This is a genomic window from Brenneria nigrifluens DSM 30175 = ATCC 13028, assembly GCF_005484965.1.
Taxonomy (GTDB): Bacteria; Pseudomonadota; Gammaproteobacteria; order Enterobacterales; family Enterobacteriaceae; genus Brenneria; species Brenneria nigrifluens.
Genome location: NZ_CP034036.1, coordinates 2,620,808 through 2,642,403 on the forward strand (window position 1 = coordinate 2,620,808; position 21,596 = coordinate 2,642,403).

Consider the following 21,596-nt stretch of genomic DNA (forward strand, 5'->3'; position numbering starts at 1 on the left):
AGTTAAACCCATCCCCACCCGGCGCCAGCGCCGGAGATCAATTCGATATCAATCGCATCCATAAATGTATCCAGGATGTCATCATTTTTGTGGCTATCGTCTGCTGAGAAGTCGGCGCATTCGGCCAGCGCCGGCATAACCCAGTCGGTTTTTGCCGCTACCGTGCCATCTTCGTAATAAATCTGATCAATCCGCTGTCCGTCATCCGTCATCAACGCAGGAATGAACACCTTCCCGGTTTTCATCTGAGGGACGACATTAAGGCAACGGATCAGTTTGTTCTGGCCGGCACCGCGGGGAATTTCCAGCACAGGGATACTTTTGCGCTTTTTCAGTGTAGTAATCAGCCCTTGGCCGGCCTGCTTGTCCTCAATTCCCATGTGCCTTAATGGCGCAGGCTTTTTGCGGTTAAATGGCTTCCACTTTTCCCACAGTTCTATCGCTTTGCTCAGCAAGTCTTCCGGATCCCATTTCCCGCGCACGCTATCGATGAGATAGAGGTTGCCGTCAACACCCATCCCCACCAGAGAAAACACAGTGTAATCGTTGTAATCCTCGACCTTGCCGGAATTGGTATCCACATATACAGCGCGATGCGTAAGCTGCGGCAGATGCGTGTAGCGCTTAAACCAATCGGTATCAATCAGATTTCCCGTCAGCGCGCGAGGCCGCTGCATATACTGAGAGAGAAACGTGTATTCGTCGCTTTCCCAAAGGCGCATTAAATCGCCGACATATTCGTTAACCGGCCAGTAAGACCAATAACGAACGCCGCCGACAACGACGCTTTCGGTGTCTTTTACGGAAAACCAACACATCGCGCGCCAGGGTTCAGGCAAAGAGTCAATGTATTCTTCGCTAACTAGTGCAGGGATTGTGACGTGGTGGAAATCGACACCCATACCACCAGACAGCATGAATCCCGTAGCGTCTTCGGTATGCAATCTTTGCTGAATGCTGACGAATGGCGTCGGGTGGTCTTTGGATTTATCGCCACGGCGAGACCGGATAGTGTTGACCAGCATCCTGTTTGCATTATCGCGCCGTGAGGCCGAAAACATATCTTCTGGTTTATTGTAATCGTCCAGGCACACAAATCCTGAAAAATCAGGGCCGGGATACCCGGCACGTCCACCAGTAATTTGCCCACCACTAGATCGCGAAACGGTTTGCCCGACAGATCGCCTTTTGGTATCTATAACCTCCCATTCTTCAGCCTGATTAACACCAAAACCACAGGGCCATAATTCCTGATATTCACGGCTGGCAATGATGTCGCGCGTACGTCGGCTATTACGCTTAACCAGAGTGTCGGCAAAAGAAATATTGAGATTACGAAATCGGCGTAATCGCTTAATTTGCACCAACGTATTGATATACGCTGGCAAATGAACAGAGAAAAATTCTGTCTTTGTTCCACCAGGTGGAATATTTACTATGAGATTGCGAGGGCGTAGCTTTCCGTTAATTAATTCATCAATCTTGCTGGACATCAACCGGTGGTGCCAGTTGACCATCATTCTTTCGCCCTGTAGTACCTCAAACCACAAACGCGTGAAATTCAGGAATGATTTTTCAGACTTGGATTTCAGGGCTACCCGCGCCGGGAAGTCTAAGTCTTCCCATTCCAGCAAATTAGCCATGATAATCCTCAGTCTAAATCAGGTAGGTTTTTCTCCAGCGCTTGTTGTGCCTTGGCGTAGTCTTCCGGCGTGTAGTTCACCTGGTTTATCGGGCCACCATCAGCGCCGGTCAATTCCGTGCGGTTTTTTAGCATGCCCAGATGCTGGGCCACCATCTTCAACGCGTCATCCTGATTACGAGTGATAACCTCTAAACCGAACTTACCCTCTTTGACGCCAGCGTATAATCGGCGAGCCGCGCCGCGTAAATCACGCGTGTCATGGAAATAGGAACGACTGACGCCCATGCCATTACAGCGCGGACATTCTGGGTTCGGATCGAGTTGAGCGTCAAAACCGTAGCCGCCGTTATCAAGCGGTTCACGTTTTTTACTTTCCAGCGCCTTTAGCCTAGCCTCCTCAAACTCTACCGCGTCCTGCCACTGGTACTGAAAACCAAATCCCCAGCAGTGGCGACAACAAAGGCGGCGCAGTTCGGTAATCTGGTTCGCATCGGCGGTTGCAATTTCCCACCACATCTTCAACACGTCATCTTGTGTGATTTGGGTGCGGCGTTCTCTCGCGTCGAGTGCGTCACGAATGGCCCGGCTAACCTTAAAATTCCTATAAAGGATCGAAGCAGCAACGTAAGCCTGTTGCCCTTCGCATTTATACCCAGCACGCTTATACGCGGCGACTCTGTTCAGATCCTTAAGGTACTCATTCACAAAGCGAGCCTGCATGTCATTAAGCCCGTACTCATCGGGGTTTAGCATCCATTCTGCGTCAGAGTTTTCAATTTTCGGGCAACTGGAATCAATTTGATTTTTAATTTGAGGAATTGTTTTTTTTGCGCACTTTTCCTTTTGCGCAGTGCGCAATTTCTTCCGCGCAGTTTTTTGCGCAGTTTGCAAATAAGGTTTTTTGATGTATCGACGAGCGGTAGCGTAGTTCAGTCCCTGCGCTTCACACCAATCCTTCGGTGATACGCCTGTATCGGCATGCTCGGACAGGAACCGCTGCTGAAGCTTGCCCCAGTCCGGTTTTGCCATGATGATTTCCTGTATTAAAAGCCATTACGATAGGTCTACCTATGGTGATGGCAATAAAACGGTTTTGCAGCATTGTCACTCTTCACAGAGTTACGCCGCCACTTCTCGTCTGTTCCGAGCCGTCAAGATTGATCACCTCCAGGGTTAGCAATCTATTCCTTGTCGGGGGAATTTGTTATTTCTCTACCACTGCCAACTCAAGCTGATATGCGATAGCAGCCAGAGGACGAACTCAATAGCAGCCCATCCAACGACGGCGCACAGAATCCCCAGCAGGATAAATGCCGTATTCAAGTCACGGTCGAACATTGCCGTCTCCTGTTATCGCATCATAGGCCCGTTCGCACGTCAGGCCCGCTACTCTGGCCCGGTCAGCGTACGCTGCCAGCTCTCCCGCTCTGTCGTCAGCGCGCTGGAGCACGTCGGCGAGCAATATTGCGGTACTGGCTTTTGTCGCGCCTGTTGCGGCAGTTGCGGATATGCGGCCGGTTTCACTTGCTGCGAGTTGGCGCCTGATTGTGGCAATGGTGTCCCGCAAGCCGTTAGCAGCAGACTGAGCATTAACAGCATCAGTCTGTGCCTGTTCAATTTCACGCTGCGCATTAGTCGATATCGCATTGATCGCTTCCTGTCGGCGCCGTTCTTCATGGCGCTCATCAGATTGTCGTTTCTCCAGCGCTTTAGCGTCTGCTATGTCCCGCTGGTCCCACTTGTGTTGCCACGCAGCATTGGCATCATTCCGGCCGGCGGTATATCGCCAGTGCGAGAATCCCCAGATCAAAAAAGCCACCAGCGTTATTAGTGCCAGTGGCTTCCAGTATTTTTTTAGTAATGCCGTAACGATTGCGCTCATACCAGCACCCGCCGCGCCAAATCAAAACGCTCACGCCTGTCGGCCAGACCGTTCCGCCCGCCGTTAATAACCAGCGTCACGCGCTCAACGTCGGCGCCATATCTCCCGAGCCGTTTTGAATTCCAGAACCAGCCCGCCGACCGCATCGCGTTGCTGTCCTCCTCCAGACGTTCCGGTGATGTGACTAAATCCAGTTTCAGCCCAGCACCGCACGTCCGGTAATTATCCAGACCTGTGATCTGAATCAGCCCGCGCCCGCGGTATCTCCAGCCGTCTCCCACGCTCTTATTCCCAAGGCGCCCGGAGTAGACCAGATTTGCTATTGCCGCCTGCCGATTCGGCGGCACAGTCGATTCACCACTCTGGCGCCCCAGCATTGCGATTTGTTCATTACTCAGACGATGCCCGAACGTCGCACGTAAACCCGGCTGGCTATAGTTGAATGACTCAAGAACGCGAGTAAATCCAGCTGACTCATGCCCGACTTGGGCGATAAATTGCGCCCGCGCCACAGCATCATCAATGTCGAACTCGTTGAATGTCGCTATCAGATGCGAAAACCAGCGCGTAGCTAACCCGGCGCTGATATTAGCCGCCTTCTGAAATTGATCTTGTGTCATATGATTTATGCCTGCGGGTCGCCAGTCTTGTTGCCAATTGCGCGGCGGAGAATAGAACTGATGTAGTCAATGCCGAGGAAACCGATAAACACACTCCCTATCGATGCCCATGACGAATCCCAACCGAGAGCCGCCAGCCCATCATTAATGTAATAGGCCACCAGCGAACACATGGCGGCATCAAGAAGACGACGAGACCAACTATTTTGACCGACATATGCGCCGCGCAGCAGAGCCATCAGCGCCGCTGCGGCTGAATAGCCAGCCTCCTCTTTGTGGGCGGTAAACCACGCGGTAAACCACGCAATAAATTGCGCCCACAGGTCGGGGTTTTTGTCTGGCATTTTCATGATCCTTACCTCCCGAATGGTCGGCGCTGTGTGTGATTAACGGAAAAGAAAAAGCCCGCAGCAGAGGGCTTGTCAGAATTATTTTGGATTTTCCACTCAAAGTATAAAGTAAAACGCTTTACATTAAGTATAAAGTGTTTTACTTTATATCCATTGAAGCGACACATACAACTACCGGAGATAAATCATGAAAAAGTTCCTTGAAATCGTAGGTAATGCATCAACTTCTGTTGAATTAAAGGGCCGTTATATCGGGCATAACGTTAATGCTGTCGCGTATGTGGACGGTGATAACATCACTATTCAACTTGAATCCAACGGCTCCCGCGTTCGCGGAGTTTCGGCGATAACGATGAGCAAGGAAGAGTATGAAGATTTTCGTCAACCTCAGTCGCGTAAACTGTTTGTTCGTGGTATAGAGATGTTCGGTGCAGAAGTTCGTCTGTAAGGAAAGAACAGAGTGACTCTGCTTGCTTTCATCGATAAATATTTTGCGGGCAATCAAGCTGAATTCGCGCGATACCTTGGCGTAAAACCGCAGCAAGTTACGCAATGGATTGATAAGGGCTTTATTGTTGTAGACGATACGCTTTACAGTCCGCGACGCAAAATATCTAAGTAAGCCTCCTCCTCACTGCCGTGCAGGCAGCTTTTCACAAATGAGGATGCTTTATGAGAATCGCAAATCACATCACCCCGGCTTTAATCGGCTGGGCAAATCCTTCTTTCCGTAAGCTTTCCAGTTGGCTCGATGTGTACGAGTCAATAATCAGAGCTAAGCCGTTTGACTCAAAGACCCTGAGCAACAAATTGACAATTCTGCGCACTATAAACCAGTTGCTCGGGAAAATTCCGGTACGCAACATAACTCCGCAGAATGCCGTATCAGTTATCGATTTCTACATTGCACAACATAAAAATCGAACGGCACAGATAGCTCACTTTATGCTAACCGACATTTTTCGGGAAGCGGAATATAACGGCTGGGTATACAAAAACCCGGTCACGTCAGTGCTAAAACCGGAGGCTCTTGTCAGGCGAGAAAAGCTCACTCTCGACGAATGGCGAAGCATCTATAACGCCGCACTGTGTGTCTGCCCGTCCTATTTTCATCACGCCATGCGCATCGCATTAGTCACGGCGCAACGCCGGCGGGATATTTCTGATATGACTCGCGCTCAGGTGTTTGATGAGCATCTACACATCCAGCAGCAAAAAACTGGGGCGAAGATAGCAATACCGATCACCCTTACTCTCGAAATTGCGGACATGCAACTCAGTGACGTTCTCAGTGACTGCACGGGCAATAATCATGTGCTGTATTCCCGGAGGATATCTCCCCATTCGCTCACAACGTGGTTTCAGATTGCGCGTGATACTGCCTACGGCGCCGAGCACTGGACGGGCTCGCCACCAACGTTTCATGAACAACGCTCATTAGCTGAACGCCTATACCGCGATCAGGGAATAGATACGCGTCGGCTACTGGGTCACAAATACCAGCGTACAACTGATCGATATAACAACGATTATGGTAAAGAGTGGCGACGGCTGATTATCTAAGTAAATAAAAAACCCGCACTGATGGCGGGTTTCATATTACGCAAATAGCACAACCATTACGCGGCGGCCAATTCCAGACGTTTACCCAGCGCGGATAGTGCTTTCTGTATCGTGTCAATCTTCGTCGCGTGATGCAGATCGAGAATTCGCGTTACTTCCTGCGGCCGAGTACCGATCAACCGCGCAAGGTCAGCGTTTGATACACCCTGCTGAACCACAGCGTTCAGCAGCAGGACTTTAGCGGCTACGCTGGCCGGCACTTCCACGAACACCTCGCCAGTCGATGACGGTGTTGGGATTTCACGCCGATCCTCAAAGTAAAAGTCCAGCGCTGTAACCAGAGCATCCTGCGCCATTGTTAACGCCTCCTCCCTGGTGTCGCCGCCGGTCATGGCTTCAGGGATATCGGGGAATAGTACCGCCCACCCTGTTTCATCGCTATCGAACGTTACCGGATATTGCATATTTATTCAGTGAATCTCCGCGAGTACCAGCCAGCCCCGAAGGGCTGGCCTTTATTTCAATCCGAGTTGCTTAAGAATCGCTTTCCTAAGCGGCTCCGGTATCTCTTTACCCGGATGCCTCGGCATTATCGTCTGCCTGCCGTTGAGGAAAATTTTAAGGTGATTCGTTCCATCCCTAAATTCTGCCCCTTGAGCTGCAAGCCAACGCCTGAACTCGCTTTGCTTCACTGCCTCCTCCTGTCTGTTTAACCTGAGATAAGTATAAACATTTTTGTTTATGCGTTCAAGAGGATTTATAAACTTTTTTGCTTACAAAAAAACCCGCACTATGGCGGGTTTCTGTAATTCTGTCGCTTCTTGATACAGCTTCGCTAAAGCGTACTACAATTATGCAATTTAAAAACTTGTTTGCAACTATTTTTCGCTAGTTTCTGCATCCTCGCTGCATAATTCGTCAAATAGAGTGAAATAGACAGCAGAATTGAACAATTCTATGCACCAGCGAACTCGATCAACACACTGCTTTTCTGTCAGAAATGGGGCGTGCTTGTAGTTCAGCCAGCGAGCCATAGCAGCAATAGATTTATTCCAAGTGTAGTAATCACGGCCAATCTCATAGACCGGACTGTCTTTGCTAAATGACTGGAGAATCATTCGTTCCATGAATGCCGCTTCCTCTTCGTCACCAGCATTACCAATCAGATCCCCCAGCGTTCTTTTAGGCCAAAGAATTTTTTTAGCCATAATGAGTAACGTATCTCCCTGATACCCGATTTCACGTAGACCAGCTAATACAGTCGTTATTTTTTCCTGCTGCTCACAACTCCAGCCAGTCATTAATTGCGGCCACATTCCGCCGCCAGAAAGATGCTCTGTACCGCTACCACCATAAAATGATCCCCAGTGATTCAGGAGTGACCGAACCCAACGGTTCTGTGATGGCTTCAACCTGCGATATTTTCCCAGATACGAACGCCGCGGAGCGTGCGCCAATACTTGCCATGACTTATCTTGAACGGTTTTCAAGCGGCCTCCTGATGACGGGCACGTCGCCGCTCAAGCGCGCGGGCCTTGCGGGTGAAAATGGATTTGATGCGTTTGAAAAATTCGATATCGAATTTTCTCGGGGTATTGTTGCAGTTCAGGGCTTCAACTCTCTCCGGTCCGATCCGTTCGATCAGCCCGGACTCGAATTCCTTTTGCGCACCAGCCCGATCGCGATTACAGCGAACACACTGGCAGGCCGCATTATTAAGGTTGAACGCCAACCATGGCCGGGCGCCTCGGGTTAGGAAGTGCCCGCAGTCCATCGTTCCGCCGAGTTTCTGCACCGGCAGAGCGCCGCAACTGATGCAGGGTTTCCCTGCGTCGCGTAGGCGCACGTATCGGTTAAACGCCGCCTGTGCTTCTCGCTTCCAATCGTTGCGGGTTTTCAACGCCACTTTGCGCGCCCTGGTACGCTGTCGCTCAGCCCTCTCCTCTTCCTGCCGTTTCTTTTTTTCCTGCTGCCGCGCGCGCTGGCGGGCCTTTTCCGTCTGTATCTTCCCGTACGCCGACGCACAGGCGTAAGAGCAAACGATCTGACCGTCCCGCGACGGATGGAACCACTGACCGCATGATTTGCATTTGCGCCGGGGTAATTTAGCCATGCTGCTCACCCCAACGTTTCGCCCACTCTATTTCCAGCTTGGATTTTTCGCTGAATTTCACATTCTGCTGAGTGCCGAACCAGTAAATCGCCTCAATAACCTCCACCATCTGGCGAACACTCATTTTGCTGGTACGCTGACCGAACATCACAACCCCACCATCCAGGCCGGGTGCCATGCGTTGCTCTTGCTTTTTAGACTTCGCCACCATCGCGGTGATCAGGTCTTTCCAATCGTCGGTGTCGTATTTATTGCCGAACCAAACTACCTGGTCAGAAAGATCTTTCAGGAGCGGCCACATCTTCCGGTTTTGTTCCGCCGTTCGTCCCGGCTCTTTAATGTCCACTACCAGTGGGCGTTTTTGGTCAACTGGCAATTGGCGAATAAAATTAATGGCGTTTTGCTTGACGCTTTCGCTTGCGAGATGGAATTGCTGTTTCATGCGCCACCCCGCAGGATGAGCGCTGAATACAAGAAATCGCTGGCGTCGTTAAACGTCAGTCGATGGGGATTTTCGGTGTAAGTATGCGCCATTGGTTTCTCTCCAGTGGCGCAGCAGGTGCCGGTTGTTCAGGCCAGCTAAGAAAGTTTATCAGGGGAGCAAACGCGATATCCAGCTTTTTCCAGCATCTGTGTGAATAGTGAGATATTTCCAATAATTTCATCAGGTTGTAGCGGCATGAATGACACCAAATCGCCATTCCTGTACATCAGTGCACGCTCACAGTCAGGAAATTCCATAAACTTCGCTACCACTGTTTTATCGCGGCAGCGAATGACTGCATATCCCGTGGCAGGTAATTTTTCTTGTACTTTGGCCACTTAGTCCCTCACAAAATACTGTTCATGCATACAGTGTATTATTGCCTGAGATATTTCTGAATGTAAAATAAAAAAGGCCCATACGGGCCAAATAATTAGGCGGCTTGTTGTTTTTTAACGCACATTTCCGGCAGGTTGACGCGGACCAGCGCTTCGGCGAACGGCGGCGGCACAGCGTTACCGCAGCGCGCTACTTGTTTGTCTTTCGCGTATTTCACTCCGCGGTAATCCTGATCGATGATGTACCAATCGGGAAATCCTTGTGCTGCATACAACTCATGCGGCTGCAACATGCGCATGCCGATATCGACGATCTGATAGTCAACGCCCTCGACCGTGACCAGGCCAAAGCGATCGCGGCTGGTGACGGTGTGTAACGGATCATTGATGTTTAGACCTTCCTTCTCGTTGCCATAATACTTAAGCAAGAAAGCACGTACCTCCCCGATATGCAGCCCGCCAGCGGTGATAGTCGGCATCGGCTCAGTGATCGGCTGGCCGTCTTTGCATGTACCACGCAGTTTGACCAGATGAGACGATACCAGCGCATGATGATCGACCGCCGTCACGGTGTGCGCCGGTTCGTCCGCCGCAGCGCCAGGACCGGTATAGTTGCCGCCGTAGTGCTTCGCAAGGAACGCGGAAACCAGTTGGCTCTTGCCACCGCCGCCAGCCGTGATCGTGCCGTTCGGTTCGTCGGCACCATGTCCCACGCTGGCGCCAAATTGCCGGGCAATGACCGGGGCCACCAGCAGATGCTCTGCTTTGCTCGTGACGGTCGTCAGCAGATCCTGCGCGTCATACGCCATGCGGTCTCCGCCAAATCCAGTCTGCCCGATGCGGGCAATGTATGGCGTAACTAAGGCAGCATGGGATTCTTTCAGCACGGTGTGCAGCGGCTGATCCGCGGGGCGGGGTTTACTCTGATATTCTGAGCCGCCAGCGCCAGCGATGAATGGCGTCAGTTTGGCCTCAATCATGCCCAATGCATGCCCGTTGCCACCGGGACGTTCAGAACTCCCAGCGGTGATGGTAGAGATCGGCAAATTACATTCCTGCCCGGTTGCGCCGCTGCGAAATTTGGTGATGTGAGGTGCCACCAGCGCATAGCCAGGGGTTTTAGTGATCGTCTGCAATGGCTCGTCCAGCGGTTGCCCGCGGAAACAGTCATATTTCGTCTGGTTGCTGGTGTGGTTGCACTTCACGATAAACGGCGTCGGGTTATCCAGCACGAACCGCTGAATGCCGCGGGCGATACGCTTCAATGTATTTTCCGCCAGCGGACGTTTGCGCTCGAAAATCGACGGGCAAGGAATTGACCAGTCGATACACTCCGCCGCAGTTCGCCAGGGTTTTAGCTGGCCGGCCCGCACCTCCGGGGATTTCTGGTCGCCGTGCGTCGGCTCCGGCCACGCCACCGGCTGCCCGTCGCAGCGCATCACCATGAAAAAACGTTTCCGGATGGTCGGCGCGCCGTAGTCGCAGGCACGTAGCTCGCGGTAATCGACGATGTAACCCAGCCCGCGCACCAGCTGCTGGGCGTGTTCACTGCCGGGATCGATCTCCAAAAACTCGCACACCTCGGCCAGCGCCGGATGCCCCGCCGGTACGCCGGCGCCCAGCATGCCGACGAATGCCGCGAACGTTTCCCCCGCGCGCGCCGGGTCCGGCCGTTGTGTGCCATCTGCGTCAGTCAGTAGCGGCCCCCAAGTTTTGAACTCCTCAACGTTCTCCAGCATCATGACGCGCGGGCGCACTGCCAGCGCCCAGCGCAGAACAATCCAGGCCAACCCCCTGATCTCCTTTTTCACCGGTTTGCTGCCTTTGGCCTTGGAAAAATGCCTGCAGTCCGGCGAGAACCACGCTAACCCCACAGGGCGCCCGGCTGTAGCCGCGACCGGATCGATATCAAATATCGATTCGCAATAATGCAGCGTCTCTGGGTGATTGGTGGTATGCATGGCGATCGCATTCGGATCATGGTTAATCGCAATATCAACACTGCGTCCGATCGCCATTTCAATACCGGTGCTCGCCCCGCCGCCGCCGGCAAAATTATCAACAATGATTTCTTTCACGCGTAATTCTCCATCACGGTGGCCAGCGAACGGGCCGCTTTGACAATTTCCGGAACCGGCATTTTCTCCAGCCACATACGATTGATGTGGTGGTGTAAGCGGCGTTGGTGGTGCGTCGGCAATTCCCCGGCGCTTTCGACCTGCGAATAGACCATTTCCACTTCCGCGGGCCATACTGTTTCCGGCGCATCCACCAGCAACAGGGATTCCAATTCAATGATCCGACGGGTGGCGTATGACAAAAGGACATCATCATCGCCAGCCGGATCCGTGCCAGCTTTTAGAAACAGCATCCAGTGGGTTTTGTCGCCTTTTCCTACCCTCTGCGTGATCATCGGCTTTTCATTGGTCAGAGACAGAACATCGCTAACTGGGATTTGCGTTTCGTTCCATTTAAACACCAGCACGCCCAGCGGACACAGAACACGGAACGCCTCGCTGAATCCCATTCGCAGGTCATCACGCCACGTATCTGGGTTCAATACGCCGTATTTTTTACGCATCCAGCCATTTTCACCCGCACGCTCCAAGTGCGGCGGGTCAAACACGACAACAGGGAATGATTCATCCGGGAACGGCAACGCACGAAAATCGGCGATAATATCCGGGTTAATAACAAGGCTGCGTCCATCGCACAGCGTGTGCTGTTCGTTGCGGTTATCAATAAACACGGCGCGTGGGTCGCTTTTGTCATACCAGAACATACGACTACCGCAGCACATATCGAGAATCGGTACGGTGTCAGTCATGCGTCACCGTCCTTATGCTGCGGAGCGGCGGCATTGGGATGCAGTGCGCGGATGCCTTCGGCTATATCAACCAGCGTGGACGAATGTTCCTGCTGTGCATCGTTACCGAATTCGAATGTGCCGGTATCGGGATCGTGGCGTCCGTGCTCGCTATCGTAAGCCTCGCGTTGCTTGTCTACCCATTTCGCGGCTGTCTCGATACCATCACGATAAAACGATATAGTCGGCGCTGGCGGAACGGGCGCGGCGTAGAGCGGGACAACGGAATATTTAGGCTCACCGTCCGCCATATCTTCGTTCAGATAATAAATTTCATCTTCCAGCAGGCCCTTATCTTCACAAACACAAAACTCATCAAAATACGCCCTGCCGTCTGGCGTCATAATGCCGTACATGAATGGTTCCTGGTTTTGCAGTTCCGCCAATTCCGACCGCAGTGCCAATATTTCCGTATTCAATCGGGTAAGCTCTTTCACAACACCAGACTGGACAGATTCACCCGGCGGAATGTCCAAGGCACAGCGAACGCTATTCAGCTCAAGTGACATACCAGACTCTGAGGCCAGTAACAGTTCGATGCGGTCGGCAACCAGGTTCAAAAAATTATCGCTGGTTGATTGGCCATTGCCAGCAATTTGACGAATGCCCTCAATCATCACAGCCGTAGAAATTTCAGGTTTCATGCCCGTACCTCCGCCAACAGTTTGTTAAGCCGGGCCTGCGCCGGATGAACGCCGAACATTACCGCCGGCGCGCCGGTCGGGTAATACCGATATTGGTTGCGAGTTCCAGACACCTCCACCACGCCCTTGCTTCTCAACTCTCCAAGGGCGTGGTGGACCTCTTTCCCCGTCAAATTCAGCCCGCGAGCTATCTCACCCTGAGTTAACCCCTCTTTGATGCGGATATAGCGCGCAACGCGCTGTTGTGTCGTCAGTTTTTTAGTAACCATTGGTCAAATCTCGATTAGTTGTTGTTAAATTAATCCTGCAGCTTTGCGGCGCTTGTATTCCGCATAGGCCAGTTCCGCCGGCGTTGGCCCCGCGGGGTGTTTCGGCGCCGCGAGCTGGCGGCGGATCGGCGGAATACTCATCCCGTTACTCACGTTTTTTACCCATTTCGTCAGCTGTCGCTCGGCCAGACGCTCAAGCTCGCCGGCAGTCATTCGACGCTCAACGCCGGCCCGCCGCATTTCGATGCAGATGTGATACAAAACCGGATGGCGCCAGGGGAATTTCTCGCTGCCGGAATACCGGTACGATTCGTTGCGCCAGCGCTTGTACTCGGCCATCACGTCGTCCACGTTCAGCCCGAACGGATTGGCGCCGCACTCAGTTACCAGGGACATGAATTCAGCCAGGTCCGGCGGCCAGGTATTTCCGGCGGCGCAGCGCTCAAGGCAGCCGTTAACTACCGTGGCTAATTGGTTTTCAGTCAGATGACCAATCGCTGCGCTCCAGGCCGTTGACGGGGTTGCCCCGTTCTTCGCTATCCAGCGATCCGTATATATCTCGATCATCGCCTCCCACAGGCTGGACAAAATCAGGTCCGTATCGCTGGGCCTGGGCCTCCCGGAATTTCTGCATGGCGCGGGATTCGCCACTGCTGGGGGTGTTTGATTGCGGTTTTGCATTTGGACCTCCGTTTGGTTTTTTCATGGACTCCTGGCGGCGTTCGTACAGCACGCTGTCAGCAAATTTTTGCTCCCACTGAACGTGGTGTAACGCTTTCCCCTCCGCTTGCCAGAACGTGGTAAATCTCACCAGTTCGGTTTCGGTGTAGCCCGGTTTCGGCCCATCAAGAATTCGATTCCAGTAAGCGGCCCGCTGCTGGAAATCGGGAGACGGGCGCCAGTCTGGATGCATGGCAAATTTCCCGATTGGTTCATCCAGCCCAGAAAAATCCAGTTCAGGTGGGCCGCCGTTTTCTGGTTGCCCTCCTTCGCCTAAATTTTCACCGCCCCCTAGAGAGGGGGGTTTATCTTTTACTTCTTCTTCTAATTCTTCTTCTGGTAACGCTTTTTGAAACGCTGATGTAACGCTCGTAGCGTTACTATTTGCGTTACCGTTTGGCGGTTTTTTGCGGTGTTCTGTAACGCGCCTGTTTGTAAGTGTCCGTTTTTTAGATGATTTACCGTTGTGCCTGTCGAAGTTAGGAAAGACCAGTGTGTTACCCTCGTTTCTTAGCCAACCTACCTGTAATAGCGCGTCAGCAAATCCGGGCAAAAAAGCGACACGATCGATGGCGTTTTTTGTAACGCTCGCAGCGTTACTATTTGCGTTACCATCTATCGTTTGCTGGTCGGCCCATGCCCATATACGGATCAATTTTCCCAACACAGAATCAGGGTCGATGTTCAATATTTCGGCCAGTTGATAAATCTCCGGCTTGTCGGGCGTGATTACCTCGACCTTGATCCATTCGTAAGCCATCAATCCCCCTCAATGCGGCGAAATTCGATAACCCAGCACCATGGATTACTGGCCCAATTTTCCTCGCCGTAGATAGATTTCCAGATCGTGGCAAAAGAGCCTCTGGCGCTCAGTTGATGCTGAGTCCATCCAGGCTGGTAATGCCGCCAGTATCCGCCGCGTAGCTGCTCAACTCCTTCTGCCCTTGCATCCTCTTCACTGATATCGTTCAGCCGCTCTACGCGCACGTCGGTGGTGTCTAGCAGAATGCGGCTTGCCCAGCGAGGCATGTGGATTGAGGGAACAATTTTCCCTTCACCACCGCGATAGCGGTACAAGTCGATCCATAAGCCAGCGTCAAGCGGATGAGCTTTGATGGGAATCTCTGCTTGATCTGCTGGATAGCAAACTACATCCAGACCAGATTCCAGTTCTTTAGCGTGGACCGTCTCGCGCACATACAAACGGTCGCCAATCTCACCGAATGGGCAGCGATATATCTTTTCGCTGGTATCCATCCACGGCCCGCCACGCAGTCGAGCTAAGCCGTCTTCATCCGGCTGCGGCTTTACGATGCGCCGCGTCTGCGTTTTATGTCCGGACAAAATCGCCCGCACCATATCGCCGTTAAAAATAATCCCGCGCTCTTTCATTGCTGGGTTCCTTCATATTGGTCATTGGTCAAAACTCGATTAAAAACATTGCCCCAGCATGGAGGCTACGCCGCTAAGAACCGGCCCCCAGCTATCAATCGGCATCAAACGCATCAGCGATTCAATGCCCTCCTTCACCTCCTTTTCAAGAACGTGCAGCGGCGCGCCCAGCAATGCAGCTTGTTTGGCGTCAGAACATTCTCGCGACGCGGCGGCCACCAGCTCCGCGTTTGTCTTCCCCTTCTTCAATCCGTACTGGCGGGCAATTTCGATCGGCATCACATCGGCAATCACCGGCGCCAGCTGCGTGACATACCCGGCGTAGCGCCGCGAGTTGAACGGGTTATCCAGCCAGCGGAAAATGTTCTGTCTGTTATTCCGGGCAGAATCGCCAAGTTGCAAACCACGGCCGCCGCGCCGGTGCCATTCGTCAACGACCAGCTGCGCGATGGTTTCCTGCGCCCTGCCCGGCAATGTTTTCTGCCACGCTTCCACCGCTTCACGAACGGCAATATGGCCAGCGGCGCCAGCTCGGCGAGAAGATTGATTTTTGGATTTCAATAATCCCGGATTGGCGTAGTTATCATCCTGATATGAAATGGTTTGCATGGTTATTTCCGTTTCGTGGTTTTGACTGATTTAGGTGGGAAGACGCTATCTAAGGTGCAATCACTACCCAGCTTGTTGAGCGCCTCAACGATTACGCGGCATTCAATCAATCCGGGGTCGCGGAGGCTGGCTTCGTAGTTGGAGAGGCGCGAACGCCCCCAACCAAGCACCTTTGCGAACTGTGTTTGAGATAAGCCGAGCTTCTGTCGCTCAATAGAAATGTTGTTCACTGTTTTCTCCTCACAAATTGGATAAGAGAATTAGACACAAAACGTGACTAACAGTCAATAACAATACGTGAATACTTTGATTGCCACGTTTCGTGGTAGAATTTGAGGCATGAAAACAATGTCAGAAATCATCGGCGAGAGACTTAAAGATCTCCGAACAAAGAAGAACTTAAGCCAAGCGCAACTCTCAAAGTTGTGCGGATGGTCTACGGCTTCGCGCGTGGGTAACTACGAACTAGGAACAAGAAGTATTGGCGCAGATGATGCCGTTGTTTTGGCAAGAGTATTGGGAATTACCCCATCCGAATTACTGTTCGGCGAACCAGGTGATTCATCTCAGTGGTTGACTGATCAGCAAAGAAAGATGCTAGAACTTTTTAATCAGCTTCCCGAAGCAGAACGCGAGCGCATGATCGACCTCTTCCAGCTCCGACTGAAAGAAATCGACGAGTACGTGGAGAAGTACCTTAGGGGTAGGTATAAGCCGGTAGAGGATTAACCTCCAAAATATTAAAGGCCGGAAAGGTTGCCCCATCCGGCCTTTTTTACGTTTCAGGTCACTGTAAAAGTAGCCCAATCAATCGCAATAACGCGACAATGAACTCGAAAACCACAATAAGCGTGGAAATCAGATTGCTCATCCGTTCTGCTCCCTCACAAGGGAACGCGGTTACCAACACTTTGCCTTTGGGTTACCTGTCAGCGCCGATCGCCATTTTGCTAAGAACAACATACCGCACTCCCGGGTTAAGGCATCAACAGGAATAACCCGATGACCAGGATTTACAAATCCAGCATCAGGGCACGCAATGAACAACCTAATAAGTAATTACATTGAGTCCGCCGACCAAGGCGGGCTAGTTGTCAACGCCTCTTTCGAAGCGCTCGAGTTTTGACCAATGACCACTTTTAGGAGCGACCCAAGATACGGAAATGTATAACCCAAAGAATGAGATACATCTTAGCGCGCGTGATTATTAATCCACACACGGAAATTTTCAAGTTGTTTATTTTTAAACCAGTGTATTGAAAAATTAATTTTATCCGTATAGCCTTAACACTGCTAAGAACGACATACCGCAATAAGCCCATCAGTTAAGTTGATGGGCGTAATCAACCCCACTACGGTGGGGTTTTTTATTGGTTGATTATTCTGCGAACTGACCTTAATCCCTCATTTCGAACTACTGCAAATTTTGCAGTAGTTGCCCATCCCGCCGGGCGGGATTTTTTGTGCCTGAAATTCACGCCAAATCAAAGTCTCCCTCCAGAGCGCATTCGTGTGCGCGAAATAGCCACATATTGTGTTTGACATACCAGACACAATATGTGACTATCGCTTTACACAACGCAGCAACGCCACCAGCCAGAACCCTACGAAGCAATACCGCGAGTTACTTCGTATCTGCACGGTGACCAAGTAGCCAGCCCGAGGCGTAAGAACATGACGGCAGTTGCTGGAAGTAATCGCGCAGCAGGTAAAAACACGTTCCGCCAGCCTGGCGTTAATGGCAGATGTGATAAGTGGACAACGCATTGAGTGGTTTGCGGACTGATGGTTGGGATTGTTTCTTTTTTCGCGAGGATGGCATGAAAAAGACATGGACATACTCAGAGGTAACCCAGGGCGCCATTGCTGAAATTGAACGCCTGAAAAGAGAGGCTGCGCAGAGCACAGGAGTCGCGGCCGATATGCACAGGGATTGGGCGTTGGGCGTGTTTATGTTCTGGAATCGCATAACCGAAGGCCAGCAGGAACCTGGCGACTGGGAGCGTCTTCATAAACTGGCAGGGCTGAATGATGATTAATTCTCAGAAATTACGCCGGGCTCAAAAGCTGGCCAGGCGGGCCCAGGTTCAGGGCAGCAGTAAAAAATGGGATGCGGCAAATCGCATCATGGCGCGGGCAACCGGTAAGGAAATTAACTGATGGGAACACTGTACGCACTCGTTATCACCGTCTGCATGTTTGGCAGCCATTGCGAGGACGCGGTGCTGGAGATTTACGAATCCGAGCAGACCTGTATTGATGCCGCATTCGAACAACGCGTTAACGGAGAATGCCTGGCTGTTGAGGGGATTATCCGGGCTGATGACCAACAGCCAGCAATGAAGTTTTGATATCGAGTTTTGAATAATTGCCATTTGTTGGCCTGTTGCCAGCACTGGGGAAAACGCTACACGAACGGTGAGAGCCCGGGCCGGAGACGTAACCGGCACTAATTGAGGGTGGCGACCGAATAATACGCTGACTTGCGGGAAAGACCGCAACCGAATTCGATTTGGAACGCTCTCCACCGTTCGCGGTGTGTTCTCCTGACGCATAGAGAGTCAATGCTAAGGCCGTCCGATGGCGCGCAAACGGGGTCAGCCTGCGTCCTCGATAAACCACGGATAAAACAGTGCCGCCAGTCGACCAGGGCGTTATCTGGAAGGTGAGATGCCAGCACTCTCGACGGCAGTGACACCAGGGAAGTAGACCGGCGTCAGCTCCACGTTACGGAGCACCCAACTGCAAGGGTACTGGCGTATGACAGGCTCATAACCTAACCCATACGTGCCGCGGTGCCAAACGTGGCAAGTGCCCTTTCAGTTGTGGTGTATGTGCAGGCTGATGCGCCGGGTCGCGCGGTTAAACTCCGCCGTGTTGCGCAAAGAGACAAAGGTATTGCCCGTGGTGATGCGGAAATCACCTTAACAGACTAAGCCGGAGATCAGCACCGGCCACCACAACCTTGTTATTGCTGTGTGTAGTCTTTCGGCGGTGCGGAGTTTTCCCGGCCAATCCGCCATTTTTTTCACCAGCATACAGACGTAAAAAAGCCCACCGAAGCGGGCCTTTTTACCCGGTCAGCCGACCAAAGCTTTCCGGAATCGAGTTTTGAACAATGACCACTACCAGAAGGGAGCTATCAAAGTCCCGGGTAGTCTACTATCCAAAGGAGCTTAAACGCAATGATCGAATTTGCATATCTGATCAAGGCCAAGGCCAAAGCGGACGCAAAAAGCCTTTTCTGCTGGTTCAGCGCTAAATCCGAATCCCGCGGCAACCGCGAAATCCTCAACATCCTCGAAGACGCAGAAATTGAAACCGGCCGCGGCGCCGATTACCAGTTGCCTGTCCGCACCAACCTCCCCGTATTTGATGACCTGCCGGAAGAAGGTGTTCTGGATGATACCTGGTGCGACCGCTACGAACTGGCCGATGACGGCCGGACGTGGCAGAAAATCGCAGCCGGCGCACCGAATTCCGTCAACATTCAGGATGACCACGCCAGCACTGCCGGCACGCAGCCCACAGCAGCGCCGGGCGATGCCGTCGGCGGAACCATCACTATTGACCAAACGACATTTAACCAGCGGGTCATCGGCGCCTGGCTGTACGGCTCGTTCACGAAACTGTTCTCTGGCCAGCAGCACGAAATCAGAGAATTGCAACATGATATGGATGCGACTTACATTCAGAATGCCCTGCTGGCGCTGAATAACGCCAAAGAGTTGCTGCAGGTCCAGCATTGCTTCCCCGAAACGCTATTCGATCTCATTGATGCCATTAAATCCGTCTGGCCTGTAGATGGTGCTGCGCCGGACGTCGGAAGTATCGTGACATTCTCCAAAGAATGGCTGAACGCCAGGCACCCGCAGTCCGGTATTGACAATGGCCGCCCGTACCGCGATGAGGTTACCGAGAAGTGGGCGAAGAAGTCCGCTATTAAGCGTACTGATGCGGGTACGAATGCCGGTGGCGGGAATAAAACCGATCGCTCATCAGAATATGAGCATACCCTCGATACGCTGGATAAAGAAATCGCAATGGCTACATTGCCGATGGATTTCGATATCTACGAAATTCCCGGGCCGATCTACCGCCGCGCAAAAGAGATCATTGCCAACAAGGAAGAGCCGTTTAAAACGTGGAGCCAGAAACTGCGCAATATGCCCGGCATCCTGGATTTTTCGCGCGCGGCAATTTTCGCGCTTATCCGCAATGCGAATCCCGACATCACTCAGATGCCTGGATCACTCCAGACGTATATCAACGCCAATCTGACGGAGTCAAACCACGCTGGCCCGTCTCCGGAGTTACTGGCGCTGGCCCGGCACCTGCCGGCAGAAAATACAAAACCGCTCGCCACCAATGAACCCAGCAACGGCGCGGCTATTCCGCCGAAAAATACGGAATCGGTCACCACCGAAAGACAGCAACCGGAAATGAAAAATCTTGGTGATGGAATGTTCTCTATTGATGGCCTGGTGGGCGATACCCAACAAACCGCCTCAAATGAGGGAGAAAAACCGGAAAATTCTGCGGAGGCCGGCAATGTGCAGGTGGAAACGAATGACGGTCTGCAAGTCGAAACTGACGCTGCGGTACAGAAAAATGAAATCGCTGATGCAGACAATCAGGATCCGGCGCCAGCAAGTAATCCTATAGCAGAGGCGTTTTCAAAAGCGGTCGCTGAACACCCAAATTTAAGCACACTGGTTAATGACGACGAACCACAAAATGCACAGCAAAATATTCCAGAAAATATTCCTCTGGAAACTGAAACGCCAGCGCCGGATACCGAGAAACAGTCGTGGCCAGAATATTTTGAGCCTGGGCGCTATGAAGGTGTTCCGAATGAGGTTTACCACGCCGCGAACGGTATTAGCAGTACTCAAGTGAAAGATGCTCGCATCAGCTTGATGTATTTCAATGCTCGCCACGTAGCGAAAACCATCGAGAAAGAACGCTCGAAAGTTCTCGACATGGGAAATCTGGTCCACGCGCTGGCGCTGGAGCCGGAAAAACTGGACGACGAATTCAGCGTTGAGCCCGAAATTCCGGCGGGTGCGTTCACCACCACGGCGACCATCCGCGCGTTTATCGATGAACACAACACTAACCTGCCTCCGCAACTGAACGCTGACGAGATCAAAGCGTTGCTGGAGGCATACAACGTCACCATGCCCGCTCAGGTGCCGCTTGGCGCATCTGCCGACGAAACAGGACAGAGTTACATGATGCTGCCGCCGGAATATCAGCGCATTGACGAAGGTCAGAAACAAACCGCAGCGGCAATGAAAGCCTGCATCAAAGAGTACAACTCCACCCTGCCCGCCCAAGTAAAAACCAGCGGCAGCCGCGATGCACTGCTGGAGCAATTGGCTGTCATCAATCCTGATCTGGTGGCCCAGGAATCACAGAAGCCAGCACCGCTGAAAGTTTCCGGGACCAAGGCGGATCTGATTCAGACAGTTAAAGCCGTAAAACCGGACGCGGTATTTGCTGACGAGTTGCTGGACGCATGGCGCGATAATCCGGGAAATAAAATCCTGGTTACCCGGCAGCAGCTTGAAACAGCACTGGCCATTCAGGAAGCGTTGCTGGCGCACCCAACGTCCGGAATGCTGCTACGCCACCCAAGCCGTGCTGTGGAAGTGAGCTATTTCGGTATGGATGAGGAAACCGGGCTGGAAGTTCGCGTTCGCCCAGACCTGGAGATCGAGATCGATGGGCTGCGTATCGCTGCTGACTTGAAAACGATCAGCATGTGGAACGTTAAGCGTGATGCGCTGCGCGCGAAATTACATCGGGAAATCATTGAGCGGGATTATCACCTGTCTGCAGCGATGTATTGCGATGTGGCCACGCTCGATCAGTTCTTCTGGATATTCGTCAACAAAGATGAGGGCTATCACTGGATTGCCGTTATTGAAGCCTCTACCGACATTCTTGATTTGGGGCGTCTTGAATACCAGAAAACCATGCGTGAAATTGCCGAATCCTATGACACCGATACATGGCCGGCGCCGGTAACCGAAGACTACACCGACGAACTGAATGATTTTGACCTGCGCCGTCTTGAAGCACTGCGCGGACAATAA

27 protein-coding genes and 2 pseudogenes are annotated in these 21,596 nt (G+C 52.2%); 7 read left to right on the plus strand and 22 right to left on the minus strand.

What is annotated here, in order from left to right; genetic code table 11:
• Window positions 1-2 precede the first annotated feature (2 nt).
• The 6 genes from terL to EH206_RS12350 form a co-directional block, all read right to left on the minus strand.
• Window positions 3-1,643, minus strand: a complete 1,641-nt coding sequence (gene terL / locus EH206_RS12330; RefSeq protein ID WP_009113092.1) for a phage terminase large subunit — start codon at window positions 1,641-1,643, stop codon at window positions 3-5.
• Between the two features lie 8 nt (window positions 1,644-1,651).
• Window positions 1,652-2,674 (minus strand): terminase small subunit, encoded by a 1,023-nt coding sequence (locus tag EH206_RS12335; protein ID WP_009113093.1) that lies wholly within the window; start codon window positions 2,672-2,674, stop codon window positions 1,652-1,654.
• Between the two features lie 183 nt (window positions 2,675-2,857).
• Window positions 2,858-2,983 carry a hypothetical protein gene (locus tag EH206_RS23520; RefSeq protein ID WP_009113094.1) on the minus strand — a complete coding sequence of 42 codons (126 nt, stop codon included), beginning with the start codon at window positions 2,981-2,983 and terminating at the stop codon, window positions 2,858-2,860.
• Complete coding sequence (locus EH206_RS12340; protein WP_009113095.1) at window positions 2,970-3,527, minus strand: DUF2514 family protein; 558 nt, start codon at window positions 3,525-3,527, stop codon at window positions 2,970-2,972. The genes EH206_RS23520 and EH206_RS12340 overlap by 14 nt, the downstream gene beginning before the upstream one ends.
• On the minus strand, window positions 3,524-4,147 hold the full coding sequence (locus tag EH206_RS12345; RefSeq protein ID WP_009113096.1) for a glycoside hydrolase family 19 protein: 624 nt from the start codon (window positions 4,145-4,147) through the stop codon (window positions 3,524-3,526). The genes EH206_RS12340 and EH206_RS12345 overlap by 4 nt, the downstream gene beginning before the upstream one ends.
• Window positions 4,148-4,152: 5 nt before the next feature.
• Entirely contained in the window at window positions 4,153-4,497 is a 345-nt protein-coding gene (locus EH206_RS12350) for a phage holin, lambda family (RefSeq protein ID WP_009113097.1), read from the minus strand.
• A gap of 187 nt (window positions 4,498-4,684) precedes the next feature.
• Here EH206_RS12350 and EH206_RS12355 point away from each other — a divergent pair, with 187 nt between their 5' ends.
• The 3 genes from EH206_RS12355 to EH206_RS12365 are packed head-to-tail and all read left to right on the plus strand — an operon-like array spanning window position 4,685 to window position 6,060.
• A complete protein-coding gene (locus tag EH206_RS12355) occupies window positions 4,685-4,945 on the plus strand; it encodes a hypothetical protein (RefSeq protein ID WP_009113098.1) in 261 nt (86 codons plus the stop codon).
• 12 nt (window positions 4,946-4,957) lie between these two features.
• Window positions 4,958-5,119, plus strand: a complete 162-nt coding sequence (locus tag EH206_RS12360; RefSeq protein ID WP_009113099.1) for a helix-turn-helix domain-containing protein — start codon at window positions 4,958-4,960, stop codon at window positions 5,117-5,119.
• A gap of 50 nt (window positions 5,120-5,169) precedes the next feature.
• Complete coding sequence (locus EH206_RS12365; RefSeq protein WP_009113100.1) at window positions 5,170-6,060, plus strand: tyrosine-type recombinase/integrase; 891 nt, start codon at window positions 5,170-5,172, stop codon at window positions 6,058-6,060.
• 56 nt (window positions 6,061-6,116) lie between these two features.
• On the opposite strand, the gene EH206_RS12370 is transcribed toward EH206_RS12365, so the two are convergent.
• From EH206_RS12370 to EH206_RS12440, 16 genes and pseudogenes are all read right to left on the minus strand, one after another.
• Window positions 6,117-6,524 carry a type II toxin-antitoxin system HicB family antitoxin gene (locus EH206_RS12370; RefSeq protein ID WP_009113101.1) on the minus strand — a complete coding sequence of 136 codons (408 nt, stop codon included), beginning with the start codon at window positions 6,522-6,524 and terminating at the stop codon, window positions 6,117-6,119.
• A 51-nt stretch (window positions 6,525-6,575) separates the two neighbouring features.
• Window positions 6,576-6,752: a type II toxin-antitoxin system HicA family toxin gene (locus EH206_RS12375; protein ID WP_009113102.1), complete on the minus strand. Its 177-nt coding sequence runs from the start codon at window positions 6,750-6,752 to the stop codon at window positions 6,576-6,578.
• Window positions 6,753-6,938: 186 nt separating this feature from the next.
• The gene (locus tag EH206_RS12380) at window positions 6,939-7,550 is read right to left on the minus strand and encodes a DUF1133 family protein (protein WP_009113103.1); all 612 of its coding nucleotides are present in this window, start codon (window positions 7,548-7,550) and stop codon (window positions 6,939-6,941) included.
• Window positions 7,547-8,173 carry a recombination protein NinG gene (locus EH206_RS12385; RefSeq protein WP_009113104.1) on the minus strand — a complete coding sequence of 209 codons (627 nt, stop codon included), beginning with the start codon at window positions 8,171-8,173 and terminating at the stop codon, window positions 7,547-7,549. Before EH206_RS12385 ends, EH206_RS12380 begins: the two co-directional genes overlap by 4 nt.
• Window positions 8,166-8,615: a recombination protein NinB gene (locus EH206_RS12390; RefSeq protein ID WP_009113105.1), complete on the minus strand. Its 450-nt coding sequence runs from the start codon at window positions 8,613-8,615 to the stop codon at window positions 8,166-8,168. Before EH206_RS12390 ends, EH206_RS12385 begins: the two co-directional genes overlap by 8 nt.
• A gap of 137 nt (window positions 8,616-8,752) precedes the next feature.
• Window positions 8,753-8,995 carry a hypothetical protein gene (locus tag EH206_RS12395; protein WP_009113106.1) on the minus strand — a complete coding sequence of 81 codons (243 nt, stop codon included), beginning with the start codon at window positions 8,993-8,995 and terminating at the stop codon, window positions 8,753-8,755.
• 95 nt (window positions 8,996-9,090) lie between these two features.
• Window positions 9,091-11,073 carry a DNA cytosine methyltransferase gene (locus EH206_RS12400; protein WP_009113107.1) on the minus strand — a complete coding sequence of 661 codons (1,983 nt, stop codon included), beginning with the start codon at window positions 11,071-11,073 and terminating at the stop codon, window positions 9,091-9,093.
• A gap of 272 nt (window positions 11,074-11,345) precedes the next feature.
• Window positions 11,346-11,822: pseudogene (locus EH206_RS23415) on the minus strand (class I SAM-dependent methyltransferase); the annotation flags it as partial.
• Window positions 11,819-12,505 (minus strand): hypothetical protein, encoded by a 687-nt coding sequence (locus EH206_RS23420; RefSeq protein ID WP_009113109.1) that lies wholly within the window; start codon window positions 12,503-12,505, stop codon window positions 11,819-11,821. The gene EH206_RS23420 and the pseudogene EH206_RS23415, both read right to left, overlap by 4 nt.
• Window positions 12,502-12,774: a winged helix-turn-helix domain-containing protein gene (locus EH206_RS12415; protein WP_009113110.1), complete on the minus strand. Its 273-nt coding sequence runs from the start codon at window positions 12,772-12,774 to the stop codon at window positions 12,502-12,504. The genes EH206_RS23420 and EH206_RS12415 overlap by 4 nt, the downstream gene beginning before the upstream one ends.
• Before the next feature lie 24 nt (window positions 12,775-12,798).
• Window positions 12,799-13,341 carry a replication protein P gene (locus EH206_RS12420; RefSeq protein WP_083832787.1) on the minus strand — a complete coding sequence of 181 codons (543 nt, stop codon included), beginning with the start codon at window positions 13,339-13,341 and terminating at the stop codon, window positions 12,799-12,801.
• On the minus strand, window positions 13,253-13,687 hold the full coding sequence (locus tag EH206_RS23635) for a DnaT-like ssDNA-binding domain-containing protein (RefSeq protein WP_425456679.1): 435 nt from the start codon (window positions 13,685-13,687) through the stop codon (window positions 13,253-13,255). Before EH206_RS23635 ends, EH206_RS12420 begins: the two co-directional genes overlap by 89 nt.
• A 105-nt stretch (window positions 13,688-13,792) precedes the next feature.
• Window positions 13,793-14,254: pseudogene (locus EH206_RS23640) on the minus strand (DnaT-like ssDNA-binding domain-containing protein); the annotation flags it as partial.
• Window positions 14,254-14,886: an ASCH domain-containing protein gene (locus EH206_RS12430; protein WP_009113113.1), complete on the minus strand. Its 633-nt coding sequence runs from the start codon at window positions 14,884-14,886 to the stop codon at window positions 14,254-14,256. The gene EH206_RS12430 and the pseudogene EH206_RS23640, both read right to left, overlap by 1 nt.
• 39 nt (window positions 14,887-14,925) lie before the next feature.
• A complete protein-coding gene (locus EH206_RS12435) occupies window positions 14,926-15,495 on the minus strand; it encodes a toxin YdaT family protein (protein ID WP_009113114.1) in 570 nt (189 codons plus the stop codon).
• Window positions 15,496-15,497: 2 nt separating this feature from the next.
• Window positions 15,498-15,725: a helix-turn-helix transcriptional regulator gene (locus EH206_RS12440; protein ID WP_009113115.1), complete on the minus strand. Its 228-nt coding sequence runs from the start codon at window positions 15,723-15,725 to the stop codon at window positions 15,498-15,500.
• A 109-nt stretch (window positions 15,726-15,834) separates the two neighbouring features.
• On the opposite strand from EH206_RS12440, the gene EH206_RS12445 reads away from it, so the two are divergent.
• The 4 genes from EH206_RS12445 to EH206_RS12460 all read left to right on the plus strand — a co-directional run bounded on the left by EH206_RS12445 (window position 15,835) and on the right by EH206_RS12460 (window position 21,596).
• Window positions 15,835-16,224, plus strand: coding sequence for a helix-turn-helix domain-containing protein (locus EH206_RS12445; protein ID WP_040343239.1), 390 nt, complete (start codon window positions 15,835-15,837; stop codon window positions 16,222-16,224).
• 1,025 nt (window positions 16,225-17,249) lie between these two features.
• A complete protein-coding gene (locus tag EH206_RS12450) occupies window positions 17,250-17,534 on the plus strand; it encodes a hypothetical protein (RefSeq protein WP_136163868.1) in 285 nt (94 codons plus the stop codon).
• Window positions 17,535-17,654: 120 nt separating this feature from the next.
• Window positions 17,655-17,846: a DUF1482 family protein gene (locus EH206_RS12455; protein WP_009113119.1), complete on the plus strand. Its 192-nt coding sequence runs from the start codon at window positions 17,655-17,657 to the stop codon at window positions 17,844-17,846.
• Window positions 17,847-18,680: 834 nt separating this feature from the next.
• Window positions 18,681-21,596 carry a RecE family exodeoxyribonuclease gene (locus EH206_RS12460; RefSeq protein ID WP_009113120.1) on the plus strand — a complete coding sequence of 972 codons (2,916 nt, stop codon included), beginning with the start codon at window positions 18,681-18,683 and terminating at the stop codon, window positions 21,594-21,596.

Bases quoted from the DNA above. Each gene is read 5' to 3' on its own strand.
- EH206_RS23420 (WP_009113109.1), bottom strand. From the start codon at position 12,505: ATGAAACCTGAAATTTCTACGGCTGTGATGATTGAGGGCATTCGTCAA.
- EH206_RS12455 (WP_009113119.1), top strand. From the start codon at position 17,655: ATGGGAACACTGTACGCACTCGTTATCACCGTCTGCATGTTTGGCAGC.
- EH206_RS12335 (WP_009113093.1), bottom strand. From the start codon at position 2,674: ATGGCAAAACCGGACTGGGGCAAGCTTCAGCAGCGGTTCCTGTCCGAG.
- EH206_RS12430 (WP_009113113.1), bottom strand. From the start codon at position 14,886: ATGAAAGAGCGCGGGATTATTTTTAACGGCGATATGGTGCGGGCGATT.
- EH206_RS12345 (WP_009113096.1), bottom strand. From the start codon at position 4,147: ATGACACAAGATCAATTTCAGAAGGCGGCTAATATCAGCGCCGGGTTA.
- EH206_RS12435 (WP_009113114.1), bottom strand. From the start codon at position 15,495: ATGCAAACCATTTCATATCAGGATGATAACTACGCCAATCCGGGATTA.
- EH206_RS12385 (WP_009113104.1), bottom strand. From the start codon at position 8,173: ATGGCTAAATTACCCCGGCGCAAATGCAAATCATGCGGTCAGTGGTTC.
- EH206_RS12415 (WP_009113110.1), bottom strand. From the start codon at position 12,774: ATGGTTACTAAAAAACTGACGACACAACAGCGCGTTGCGCGCTATATC.
- EH206_RS12420 (WP_083832787.1), bottom strand. From the start codon at position 13,341: ATGATCGAGATATATACGGATCGCTGGATAGCGAAGAACGGGGCAACC.
- EH206_RS23635 (WP_425456679.1), bottom strand. From the start codon at position 13,687: ATGCATCCAGACTGGCGCCCGTCTCCCGATTTCCAGCAGCGGGCCGCT.
- terL (WP_009113092.1), bottom strand. From the start codon at position 1,643: ATGGCTAATTTGCTGGAATGGGAAGACTTAGACTTCCCGGCGCGGGTA.
- EH206_RS12390 (WP_009113105.1), bottom strand. From the start codon at position 8,615: ATGAAACAGCAATTCCATCTCGCAAGCGAAAGCGTCAAGCAAAACGCC.
- EH206_RS12350 (WP_009113097.1), bottom strand. From the start codon at position 4,497: ATGAAAATGCCAGACAAAAACCCCGACCTGTGGGCGCAATTTATTGCG.
- EH206_RS12355 (WP_009113098.1), top strand. From the start codon at position 4,685: ATGAAAAAGTTCCTTGAAATCGTAGGTAATGCATCAACTTCTGTTGAA.
- EH206_RS12340 (WP_009113095.1), bottom strand. From the start codon at position 3,527: ATGAGCGCAATCGTTACGGCATTACTAAAAAAATACTGGAAGCCACTG.
- EH206_RS12370 (WP_009113101.1), bottom strand. From the start codon at position 6,524: ATGCAATATCCGGTAACGTTCGATAGCGATGAAACAGGGTGGGCGGTA.
- EH206_RS23520 (WP_009113094.1), bottom strand. From the start codon at position 2,983: ATGTTCGACCGTGACTTGAATACGGCATTTATCCTGCTGGGGATTCTG.
- EH206_RS12445 (WP_040343239.1), top strand. From the start codon at position 15,835: ATGAAAACAATGTCAGAAATCATCGGCGAGAGACTTAAAGATCTCCGA.
- EH206_RS12460 (WP_009113120.1), top strand. From the start codon at position 18,681: ATGATCGAATTTGCATATCTGATCAAGGCCAAGGCCAAAGCGGACGCA.
- EH206_RS12365 (WP_009113100.1), top strand. From the start codon at position 5,170: ATGAGAATCGCAAATCACATCACCCCGGCTTTAATCGGCTGGGCAAAT.